We start from the raw sequence: 9981 nt of genomic DNA, 5'->3' as shown, positions 1-9981 counted from the left end.
CAGCAGGGTAATATTCAGCAGGCTCAGCAGGGCCTTGCTGCTGCCGCTTTCCAGGCTGAGCAGGCTGACGGAGAGCAGGGCCAGCACCAGTGTGTACACGGCCACAGACCGGTTCCGCAGCAGGTCTATCAGTACATATCGGGTAATGGTCAGCATGGCAGAAATTTTGGCGCTTGCATAACAGCGGCAATGACTTTATTCAGTTTGGTTTCCCCGGTGAGCGTCTGCAGGTATTCCACGTTTTCATGGAACACCAGCCGCCCGTCTTGCAGGTAAATGATGTGGCTGGTGAGCCCGTCCAGGTCACTGAGCACATGAGACGTGATCAATACCAGCTTTCCGCGCGCGCTTTCAGCGGCCACCTTTTCTTTCAGCAGCTCGCTGGCAACAGGGTCGAGGCCGGCGGTAGGCTCATCCAGTATGTAAATGTCAGGCCTGAAAAGGAAAGCCAGGCATGCGCTTACTTTTTGCCGGGTGCCGCCGGAAAGGGTACGCATTTTCTTGTGCCTGATATGATGCAGGCCAAAACCGAAGTACAGCGTTTCGTCATAGTTTGTTTGTTCTTTGCGCACGTCCTTGATCATATGGATGACCTGCTCTATGCTCATATTGTCTGGGTAGCGGCCTATTTGCGGCATGTAGCCGATACCGGCGCGGTAGCGCACGTCTTTCCCTACCGGTTTGCCCTGGATGCTGATATGGCCTTTTTCGGGTATGGTGAGCCCAAGGATGGATTTGATCAGCGTGGTCTTCCCCGAGCCGTTCGGCCCCAGCAGGGATACTACCTGCCCTTTTTCCAGCTGCAGGCTGATATTGTCAAGCGCTTTGAAACGGCCGAAGGTTTTGGTGAGTTTTTCTATCCGGATCATAAGTTCCATTTTCTGGTACGGGGCGTATTGTCCCGCAACTGGTCAGGAATAATGGCAGGCACCATTTTTTCAGCCTGGTCCATAATGTTGGTCAGGAAGCTGCGGTACAGCAGCATAGTAGCCGGTATCCTTTCTGAAAGAACGGCGTACACGCTAACGGGGTAGTGGGGCACATCCCCGTTCCCGTCACGGTCAAGGTCATAACCGTCGTACTTGTCCCAGTAATTGAATGCGTAGCGGTTGAGCATCAGGGTGCCGTTGGTGGCTACATCAAAAGAATTGTCGAGGAAATTATTCATCCTGATCTTGTTATTGTCGCAATTGGCCTGTACACGCATGGCCCAGCCGTTGGCGCTGAACTCGTTGCCGGCAATATCAATACGGCTGCTGCCTTCCATCAATATGCCGATGGTATTTTTATGGAACTTGTTGAGGATGATGCGGCTGTCTGAAATATCTTTCAATAGTATACCGTAAGCCGCATCTCCCCAATTGTGGTAAAAGTTGTTCTTGTACATTGTTACGCCTTTGGTATACATCACCGCCACACCGGCCCCGTTTGCACGGAAGGTATTGTGGCTGTACACATCGTTGTGGGAGAACATAAAATGCAGGCCGTACCGGATGTTATTATAAGACTGGTTGTAATACACCCCTGAAGCGGTCACAAATTCGAAATAAATGCCGTCCCGGTGGCCGCTGATATTGTTGTGCTGTATCTGGAGGTGGCTGCATTTCCAGGCGTGTACGCCGTTGCCGGCCTGCAACTCATTGCCCGCAGCGCCGCTGATGTGGTTGTGTGACACGGTGCAGTGCGTGCTGTTTTGCAGGTACACGGCGTAGGTGGTGTTGATGAACCGGCAGTTGCGCACCTGTACCTGGCTGACCTGTTGCAGGCGGATGGCCGCCATGTCTGTAAGGCTGCTGCGGCCGGTATGTTGCAGGGTAATGCCTTCTATCACTGTGCCGCCGGCTGTTACGGTCAGCAACTGGTAGCTGTTTTCACCGTCCAGCACGGGGTAGTTGTCGCCAATGAGGGTGAGCGGCTTGCGTATCACAATATCATGCTGGCGGTACAGCCCGGGGCCCAGTATAATGGTGTCTCCGGGTTGTGCTTTGTCAAGCACTTCCTGCAGGCGGGCGGAGGGGCCGGTCTTGATGATGGCGGCGCGGGCGGCGGGCATCAGCAGCAGGCAACATATGATGGTCCTGATCAGCATTACGGCAGCGTTTCCCAGGTGAGCAATTCAAGCTGAAGACTGTCTTGCAGCGGCTTTGCCGCCCCGGTACTGCCAAAGGCGGCCAGGTTACCGTTCATCGGGCTGCTGAAAGATTCATGCTTGAGGTACACGGCAGTGGCGGCGTTGAGCGGGGTGACCTGCGTGGCGGTGTAATCGTTCACAAACAGCATACTGCCCGGCAGCTCAGTGGTGAGGGCACGCATGCAGCTGATGTCGTCAAACTTATACACTTTCCCTTTGGGTGTGATCAGTTCCGCGGCAAAGCGGGCATCTATGATGGTCATTTTACAGTGCGCGCAGGCGTCTTTTCCATAGTCTATCGGTTCATAGGCCCGGCCGCAGCCCGTTGTCAGGCCGGCGGCAGCCAGCAGTACGGCCATTACATATTTCATGATGTTATTTTTTTAGCGCGTTTCCATTCATACACAGCAACCGCGGTGAGCAACACAACGGCCGCAATAAAAAACCATCCGCCGGCATCCGGCTGAGACAGCGCCTCAAAGTTGAGCATCTTCTTATACCCGATCAGCGGCGGCTGGTAGGCCATGCCGGGCACTTTGATGGGCGCTGAGGGGTCAAGGTGATGGCCGTATTCATATTCCCATTTCCAGAAATCGTACATGGAAATAGCGGCTATGGCCAGCAGCAGGCCCGTCCAGGTATGGAAGGCCCAGCGCCGGTTGCGCAGCAGCACCAGCAGGCCCAGCACGCAAAATACGCCCAGCGCAACGGGCAGGTACACAAATTCCCGGAAGTCTTCCTTGTGAATGGTTTTCATGCCAATGTAGTGGTTAAGGCCGTTGATGATGTCTACATCACCTTTAATGTCGTTGATCCATATCTGCATGAAGATGCCTTCGGGGTATTGCGGTGCGGCCAGGTCTATGCGCCACATGGGCACCAACCAGAGCGTGGCAATGCAGCCGATGGCTATCACAATGCTGACTTTGGCAACCAAACTTAACTTGTTCATGAGCTATCTGCAATGGGCAGCGCATTTTACGCTGCGCTGCCCGTTTGAATAATTATTTGGTGGCTACCGCCGCATCTGCTTCCTCTGCACCGGTACCCCATTTTAAAGGCACATTGCTGCCTTTGGGAGACACCCTGAGGTAGCCCTGCATTTCCTGGTGAAGGGCAGAGCAGAAGTCTGTACAATAGAAGGGATACACGCCGGGTTTAATAGGAGAGAATTTAAGCGTAGACGTTTCTCCCGGCATGATCAGCAATTCAGCGTTGGGAGCATGCTTGATGGCGAAGCCGTGCGGAATGTCCCAGTCCTGTTCAAGATTGGTAACATGGAAATACACTTCGTCCCCCACCTGCACACCTTCAATATTATCCGGCGTGAGGTGTGACCGGATGGCGGTCATGTACACATGCACCACATTGCCTTCCCGCACTACCTTGGTGGCTTTTTCGCCGGCGGAGAGGTAGGGGTGCTTGTTTTTGCTGATGTCAAAGAACTTCACGCTCTGCGCCTGGATCTTTTCAGCCGGGATGGCTTGCGCATAGTGCGGTTCGCCGATGGTCGGGAAATCCAGCAGCAGCTGCATCTTTTCCCCGTCTATAGAGTACAGCTGCGCGCTTTGCGCCAGCTCCGGCCCGGTGGGCAGGTACCTGTCTTTGGTGATCTTGTTATAAGCCACTACGTATTTGCCGTAAGGTTTTTTTGTATCGCCCCCGGGTACCATCAGGTGGCCAATGGAGTAGTAAGTGGGCACCCTGTCAAGCACCTGCAGGTCTTTCAGGCTCCACTTTACTATTTCGGAAGACACGAAGAAGGAGGTATATGCGTTCCCATTGGCATCAAACTCTGTGTGCAAAGGCCCCAGGCCGGGTTTCTGCACTTCGCCGTGCAGCGCTGCTTCGTATTTTATGACGGGAATGCCGTTGTATTCTCCTTCAAAAGCTTTGTCTGCAATGGCTTTGGTGAATTTCTGATAAGAGAATACAGGTATAAGGGCGGCCAGCTTGCCGCTGCCTACGATGTACTCGCCGGAGGGGTCTACGTCACAGCCGTGGGGAGATTTGGGACAGGGAATGAGGTAAACGAGGCCGTCCAGCTCTTCAGGGTCAAGCGTCAGCACTTCCTTAATAACGGAAGAGGAGGCGGAATGCGTTTCTTCGTTAAAAGTGTTGTGATAATATTCGGTGGCCATTTTCCTGGCCTTGCCGGCTTTCACGTATTCTTCCGCTTTTTTCCAGTTAACGGCTACAATGAAGTCCTTGTCCTTCCGGGAAGCGTTTACTTCCAGCAGGGTGCTGGCCTGTTCCGTATTATAAGTGGAGAAGAAGAACCATCCATGAGAAGGGCCTTTACCGGCGCGGCTCAGGTCGAGGTCCATACCCGGCAGAATGATCTGGAAGCTGACATTCATGTGGCCGGTGGTTTTGTCTATGCCGATGAAAGACGCGGTGCTTTTGAAGTTCTTTTTGAACGAAGCATTGTCAAGCGCAGACTCCTGGTTGCCTACCGGCACGGCAAAGCGGGTGCCGGCAATCACGTATTCTGTGTTTTCCGTGAGGAACGGAGAGGAGTGGTTGCCCCCGCTGTTGGGCAGCTCAATGATCTCCATGGTCTTGAACGTGGTCAGGTCAATGCGGGCTACGCGGGGCGTATTGTTGGCGTTGGCAAAGAGCCAGCGGCCGTCATGCTCGCCGTTTGTCTGGGAGAGGGCCAGGTGGTGCTGATCGTCCCAGGGTACAAACCCGAAGGAGGTTTGCAGCATGGGTTTGGTTTCTTCGCTGAAGCCGTAGCCGTTTTCCGGGTGAACGGAAAATACCGGTATCAGTTTCAGCAGGCGGCCTGAGGGGAGGCCGTACACAGATACCTGGCCGTTAAAGCCGCCAGACACGAAGTTGTACAGTTCGTCATATTTGCCTGGCGCCACGTAGGTGCGTGCAGCCGCATCGCCGGTTACGGCGGAGGAGGTGGTTTTCATTTTGCAGCTTTGCATGGCCACCGCGCCTGCCAGGGTGAATAATAAAAGTGAAAGTTTCATATAACAGGTTTATTAGATGAAGGGATGTCAGTTCTTGCCGTCGTTTTTCCGGAGGAATTCCAGCACAGCCCTCGCATCTTCGTCAGAGAGGTTCTGGTTGGGCATTCTCACCATACATGTTTCCAGCATGGCTTGCGCTTCCGGGTCTTTATTCAGCATTTCGTCAACATTGGTAATGAAGTTCATGATCCATTCCGGCGTTCTTCTGTCTGTAACCCCTTTCCAGCCGGGGCCTACCAGTTTTTCTTCGGTGAGGCGGTGGCAGGAGGTACACTTGAGATCGGCCACGGCTTTACCTTTCTGCACCATGCCTTCATCAAGCGGGTGGGTCAAAGGCACGTCCCGGAACTTGCCGATGCCTTTCGGGTCGGCCGTTGCGGCGGGTTTGTTATCTACCATACTATTGTCTGCAGCGGCCGGCCGGGAGGCCGGCGGTTTTTCGCTGCTGCCGCAGGCGGCCAATATAGATGCGGTTGCGAGCGTAAGGAGGAAATGTTTCATAAAAAGGTTTAATGAAGTGATAGCGGAATTTTTGTAAAGATTGCCGTAATGCGGGCGGCGGGCAATGATGGCTGTCAGCCGTCATGCTGATTGGCGCTATCAGCGCTTAACACTGCAGCTGGCGCCGGCATTGCGCATATTCTCTTCCATGATCACGGCTTTCGGGAAGAGGATATTGTTTTCCAGGTGAATGTGCAGGTGCAGATCATCCCTGAATTCCTGCAGCAGCCCGTAGGTAACGCGGTAGGTATTGCAGGCATCTGGCGGCGGGGTGAAATCATGGCTGAGCGCCGTCATCCTGGCAAAGCGCTCGCCTTCCTGGTTATGCTCGTGCATCATAATAGCTATGGGGCTGATGATGCTGCCGAATACCGGCGGCAGGCAAGTGGTGCCTTCCAGCTTTGCTGCTACCATTTGCCGGATGTACGGGAAAAGCATCATTTCTTCTTTTTTCATGTGCATGGTCAGCTCCGCGGCCGCATCGGAAAACAGGTTGCGTATTTCGTGCAGCTCCGGATGCGCCTGGCCATGCACGCTGCATAATTTGTGCAGGAAGGGCGTAATGACCGGTATCTGCTCTGCAACATAGGCATGGTGTGTTTGCCAGATGTGGCTGGCCAGCACATCCAGCCCCCAGCTGTTATAATCTACCGTGGCGCCCGCCCCGGCCGTGCGTGCATTGGCCAGTTCTGCCGCAACCTGCGCAGGGGGGATGTTCTTTTGCCGGCAGGCTTCACCCACACTGATATTGCCCTTGCAGCAGAAGTCGATATTGAATTTTTTGAAAATGGCGGCGGTGTGGTAGTTGTCTGCCACCAGCTGGCCAATGATGGCTTCTTCGAGATTTTCCATGATTGCGTGTTTTATGAGCTTATATAAAGGATGTGTTTGTCTTTAATTATATACCAAAGCTATGTTAAATCCGCTATTAAAGGATATGACTGTCTTTAATTTGCCGAAGCGCTGACGGCGGCCGGTTGAAGAGGAATGGAAGCAGGGCCGGTAAATACAGGGGCTTTGAAAAAGGCCATAATTTCCGTCATTCCGGGCATTGACAACAATCATGAAGAGGAAACGGGAGGCTGGTACAATTGTCGTAAAATGAGGTACAAAACGCCTGTTTGCCACGGCAGGAAGGCAGGAGAACAGGCGGGGCTTTCAAAAGACAAGAAAAAGCAGTACCTTTGCACCATGAAAGTATCAACTATTTCACGTCCCGGCATGCAATTTACGCCGGAACATGAGTGGATGGACGTGAACGGGACGGTTGGGTTTGTGGGTATTTCTGCCTGGAAACTCAAAGGTATAAAAGAAATTGATGATATAAAGTGGCGCCACCTCCGGGGGCAAATCAAAAAAGGCACTTTAATTGCGGAAATCCACGCGGGGAAAAAGGTCATTCCCATACACGCACCCGTTAACTGCAACTATTTAGGGCAAAACCAGCAACTCAACGGCAACCTGAACCTGGTGCTTGAAAGCCCGCAGGACAGAGGGTGGCTGTTCTTCATCAGCCCTTCCAAGTTTTTCAACAATGCTCCGCTGCTCAGTCCTGATGAATACAAGGAACTGGTGCGCACCCAAAAAAACTAGTGCGTGGAGAAAACACTGTTAAAACGGGGATACTTTGCCAATGATGCGGCTTTTGACTGGCTGTATCCGCAAAAGGTCCGCGAGCTGTCCAAGCGCCATTGGACGCCGCTCGCCATAGCCGAACAGGCAGCAGCGTTCCTGGCAGACGGGCCGGGCAAAAAAATACTGGACGTTGGCAGCGGCGTAGGCAAGTTCTGCCTCGCGGCCGCTCACTTTCAGCCGCAGGCCACCTTTTACGGCGTGGAGCAACGTTATGGCCTTCACCAATATGCACTCGCAGCCAAAGACGTAGCGCAGGTGAATAACGTGGAATTTATACACGACAATTTCACCCGCATCGATCTCTCTTCTTACGACAATTTTTACTTCTATAATTCCTTCTTCGAAAACCTGGACGATAATGACCGGATAGACGAGGAGGTTGCATATTCCACCAATTTTTACATTCAGTATTGCCGGTACCTTTACCGGGCGCTGGAGCGTAAACCCGCCGGTACGCGGCTGGTAACGTTCCATAGCCTGCAGGATGAGGTGCCGCCTGCTTTCCAGGTGGTGTATGTTTCTGACGACTTGCAGTTAAAAATGTGGATCAAAAGATAAAACCATGACAACAGATCAATTCGTGTTGCAAACTATTGAGCAGATCAAAAAGGCCGGTACCAATGAGCAGGTAAGGCCCATCATCACCAGTATCAAACAATCCTCCGCCACAGATAAAGCAGGCACCCTGCTTGCCGCTATTGAAAACATTTCCCCGCTGGAGTGCACCAGCGAGCAGTGGAGCCGCCTGCGTTATGCGCTGATGCTGCTCTACAAGCCGGGTGTGCCGCAGGTGGCCTGAGCGGTTATGCTTTCAGCAGGTATATAAAGGGGAGCGGCAGCTCTCCCTGGCCTTGTTGTACAGTTTCTCCTTTCACAAAGCCAAATTTCTCAAAATAGCCCGTTAGCGGGCTTTCTGCGTATACGGTCAGCCACATGGCAGGGTAGGGCCTGCCCAGCTCCATCAATTTTTGCGGCAGTTGCGGCTGATCATGGAATGCCTGCAACAGACCGAAAGTGGTAATGCCTATGCTCCGCGTATCGTGCAGGGCCGCCGGTTTTTTCCCTTTGGCGCTGAGGCAGGCAAAACCTACTGGTTCTGGGCCCGCGTAGGTTACCAGCCATTGATTTGAAAAATTATTGATGCTGTCAGTAAGCGTTTTTTCATTATAACGGCCGGCAATATATTGCTCCAGCACTTCCGGGCTCACCAGCCCCGCATATTGCTCCATGCTCACGGCGCGGCCCAGGTAGCAAAGGTCTGCAAGCGTGTTTTCAACCGCTACAACAAATTTTGTGACAAGCTTTTCCATACGGGCAAAGATAGCGCCTGCGCCGGCACGGTACTGATACAGTTGGCGCACAACTCAGCGGTACAGTTGCGCAGCGGCCTGTATGGCGGCTTTGCGTGCGGGCGTATACGGTTCAGCGAACACCAGGCGGAAACAGTGACGGAAGGAGGCGGTGAGCGTAAAATTGTAACCCGGCGTGAAATGTTCGTAGCAGCGCTGCATGTCAGTTCCCGCAGGCATTTCCACCCACATGCTGTAGCCGCCTTCCGGCCGGGAGAACACAGTGCTCTGCGGGAAATGTGCGGCCAGCAGCTGTTGGGTAACAGCGGCATTCCTGGCCAGCCTGGCCCTGAATGTGCGTACGTGCCGCTGGTAGCTGCCGGTGGCCAGCAGTTTCTGTACCATGGCCTGGTATACGGGAGACACCGCGCTGCCAAGTGAAAAACGTACCTGTTCCGCTTCTTTGTAATAGCGCCCCGGCGCCAGCCAGCCCAGCCTGATGCCGGGCGCCAGTGTTTTGGAGAAAGAGGAATAGGTGAGCACAAGGCCCTGGCGGTCGAACATTTTAAGATTGGAAGGGCGCTGCCCCGTAAAATGAAGGTCTCCGTAAACATCATTCTCTATCACGGGCACATTGTATTTTTCTGCAATGGCCAGCAGCTGCTGTTTGCCGGCATCAGGCAGCAGCGCTCCCGTGGGGTTATGGAAGTTGGGCGTTACAATGATGGCCCGCGCTTTCAGGCGGCCGCAGGCTTCTTCCAGCGCATCCGGCTGAAAAGGCGCCGGTATTTCCAGCACCTGCAAATGCATTACCTGCAGTACTTCCAGCACGGAAAAGACGCAGGGGCTTTCAACGGCCACCACATCACCGGGGCGGCATACGGCGGCCAGCGCTATATAGAGGGCCTGCAACGCGCCGTCTGTGATGAGCAGCTCGTCCGCATGCACCATGGTGTGATGTTGCGAAAGATGCAGGCTGATGCTTTGGCGAAGGGAAGCGTTTCCCGTGGGCGCATCATACCGGAGCAGGGAAGCGCCCTGTTCACGTATCACCTGCTGCATGGTGCGCAGCAGCAATTTTTGCGGTATCAGCAGGTCTCCGGGCGCGGCTACGTTAAATGCTGTGGAAGCGTGGCGGCCCGCATGCCGGGAGGTAATGAGGGAGAGCTTATGAAGATAGGTGGCATCCCGCTCCACCACGGGCGGCGGTATGCTGATCACCGGCTGTGTGCCGCTTACGTAATAACCTGATTTGGGAATACTTTCCACCAGGCCGCTGATCACCAGGTGCTCATATCCGCTTTGCACGGTGGTTGCACTGAGCCTGTATTGCGCCATAATTTCCCGCACGGAAGGGAGGCGGTGGCCGGGAGGGTAAGCGCCGCTTTTGATCTTTTGCTCAATGGTGGCCGTAAAGGTATGATGGCGGGGCTGCTTCATC

Annotated in this window: 12 protein-coding genes; 3 read left to right on the top strand and 9 right to left on the bottom strand. The window is 53.8% G+C overall.

The features are described 5' to 3' along the window. Nucleotides 1–149 precede the first annotated feature (149 nt). The 7 genes from ABDW36_RS24590 to ric all read right to left on the bottom strand — a co-directional run bounded on the left by ABDW36_RS24590 (nt 150) and on the right by ric (nt 6468). The gene (locus ABDW36_RS24590; RefSeq protein WP_343704596.1) at nt 150–869 is read right to left on the bottom strand and encodes an ABC transporter ATP-binding protein; all 720 of its coding nucleotides are present in this window, start codon (nt 867–869) and stop codon (nt 150–152) included. Then, a complete protein-coding gene (nosD, locus tag ABDW36_RS24585; protein WP_343704595.1) occupies nt 866–2089 on the bottom strand; it encodes a nitrous oxide reductase family maturation protein NosD in 1224 nt (407 codons plus the stop codon). The genes ABDW36_RS24590 and nosD overlap by 4 nt, the downstream gene beginning before the upstream one ends. Next, entirely contained in the window at nt 2089–2502 is a 414-nt protein-coding gene (locus tag ABDW36_RS24580) for a nitrous oxide reductase accessory protein NosL (RefSeq protein WP_343704594.1), read from the bottom strand. The genes nosD and ABDW36_RS24580 overlap by 1 nt, the downstream gene beginning before the upstream one ends. Next, nucleotides 2499–3083, bottom strand: coding sequence for a hypothetical protein (locus ABDW36_RS24575; protein ID WP_343704593.1), 585 nt, complete (start codon nt 3081–3083; stop codon nt 2499–2501). The genes ABDW36_RS24580 and ABDW36_RS24575 overlap by 4 nt, the downstream gene beginning before the upstream one ends. 52 nt (nt 3084–3135) lie before the next feature. Then, the gene (gene nosZ / locus ABDW36_RS24570) at nt 3136–5115 is read right to left on the bottom strand and encodes a Sec-dependent nitrous-oxide reductase (protein ID WP_343704592.1); all 1980 of its coding nucleotides are present in this window, start codon (nt 5113–5115) and stop codon (nt 3136–3138) included. Nucleotides 5116–5142: 27 nt separating this feature from the next. Continuing rightward, nucleotides 5143–5616 carry a cytochrome c gene (locus ABDW36_RS24565; protein WP_343704591.1) on the bottom strand — a complete coding sequence of 158 codons (474 nt, stop codon included), beginning with the start codon at nt 5614–5616 and terminating at the stop codon, nt 5143–5145. Nucleotides 5617–5715: 99 nt separating this feature from the next. After that, nucleotides 5716–6468, bottom strand: coding sequence for an iron-sulfur cluster repair di-iron protein (gene ric / locus ABDW36_RS24560; RefSeq protein WP_343704590.1), 753 nt, complete (start codon nt 6466–6468; stop codon nt 5716–5718). A gap of 165 nt (nt 6469–6633) precedes the next feature. On the opposite strand from ric, the gene ABDW36_RS24555 reads away from it, so the two are divergent. The 3 genes from ABDW36_RS24555 to ABDW36_RS24545 are packed head-to-tail and all read left to right on the top strand — an operon-like array spanning nt 6634 to nt 8050. Further along, on the top strand, nt 6634–7209 hold the full coding sequence (locus tag ABDW36_RS24555) for a hypothetical protein (protein WP_343704589.1): 576 nt from the start codon (nt 6634–6636) through the stop codon (nt 7207–7209). Between the two features lie 3 nt (nt 7210–7212). After that, nucleotides 7213–7809, top strand: coding sequence for a class I SAM-dependent methyltransferase (locus tag ABDW36_RS24550; protein ID WP_343704588.1), 597 nt, complete (start codon nt 7213–7215; stop codon nt 7807–7809). A gap of 4 nt (nt 7810–7813) precedes the next feature. Beyond that, nucleotides 7814–8050, top strand: a complete 237-nt coding sequence (locus ABDW36_RS24545; RefSeq protein WP_343704587.1) for a hypothetical protein — start codon at nt 7814–7816, stop codon at nt 8048–8050. Between the two features lie 4 nt (nt 8051–8054). Here ABDW36_RS24545 and ABDW36_RS24540 read toward each other — a convergent pair whose 3' ends face one another. Together ABDW36_RS24540 and ABDW36_RS24535 are read right to left on the bottom strand one after the other, a co-directional pair. Then, nucleotides 8055–8561 (bottom strand): hypothetical protein, encoded by a 507-nt coding sequence (locus tag ABDW36_RS24540; RefSeq protein ID WP_343704586.1) that lies wholly within the window; start codon nt 8559–8561, stop codon nt 8055–8057. Nucleotides 8562–8615: 54 nt separating this feature from the next. Further along, on the bottom strand, nt 8616–9980 hold the full coding sequence (locus ABDW36_RS24535) for a PLP-dependent aminotransferase family protein (protein WP_343704585.1): 1365 nt from the start codon (nt 9978–9980) through the stop codon (nt 8616–8618). Nucleotide 9981: the final 1 nt, after the last annotated feature.

The sequence above is a fragment of the Chitinophaga sp. genome, assembly GCF_039596455.1.
In the GTDB taxonomy this organism is placed as follows: domain Bacteria; phylum Bacteroidota; class Bacteroidia; order Chitinophagales; family Chitinophagaceae; genus Chitinophaga.
The sequence above is the reverse complement of the archived record's forward strand: the minus strand, read 5'-3'. Positions and strand labels throughout refer to the sequence as shown.

Excerpts from the sequence above, each read along its gene's own strand:
- ABDW36_RS24580 (WP_343704594.1), bottom strand. The coding sequence starts at position 2,502 with ATGAAATATGTAATGGCCGTACTGCTGGCTGCCGCCGGCCTGACAACG.
- ABDW36_RS24575 (WP_343704593.1), bottom strand. The coding sequence starts at position 3,083 with ATGAACAAGTTAAGTTTGGTTGCCAAAGTCAGCATTGTGATAGCCATC.
- nosD (WP_343704595.1), bottom strand. The coding sequence starts at position 2,089 with ATGCTGATCAGGACCATCATATGTTGCCTGCTGCTGATGCCCGCCGCC.
- ric (WP_343704590.1), bottom strand. The coding sequence starts at position 6,468 with ATGGAAAATCTCGAAGAAGCCATCATTGGCCAGCTGGTGGCAGACAAC.
- ABDW36_RS24540 (WP_343704586.1), bottom strand. The coding sequence starts at position 8,561 with ATGGAAAAGCTTGTCACAAAATTTGTTGTAGCGGTTGAAAACACGCTT.
- nosZ (WP_343704592.1), bottom strand. The coding sequence starts at position 5,115 with ATGAAACTTTCACTTTTATTATTCACCCTGGCAGGCGCGGTGGCCATG.
- ABDW36_RS24590 (WP_343704596.1), bottom strand. The coding sequence starts at position 869 with ATGATCCGGATAGAAAAACTCACCAAAACCTTCGGCCGTTTCAAAGCG.
- ABDW36_RS24545 (WP_343704587.1), top strand. The coding sequence starts at position 7,814 with ATGACAACAGATCAATTCGTGTTGCAAACTATTGAGCAGATCAAAAAG.
- ABDW36_RS24565 (WP_343704591.1), bottom strand. The coding sequence starts at position 5,616 with ATGAAACATTTCCTCCTTACGCTCGCAACCGCATCTATATTGGCCGCC.
- ABDW36_RS24535 (WP_343704585.1), bottom strand. The coding sequence starts at position 9,980 with ATGAAGCAGCCCCGCCATCATACCTTTACGGCCACCATTGAGCAAAAG.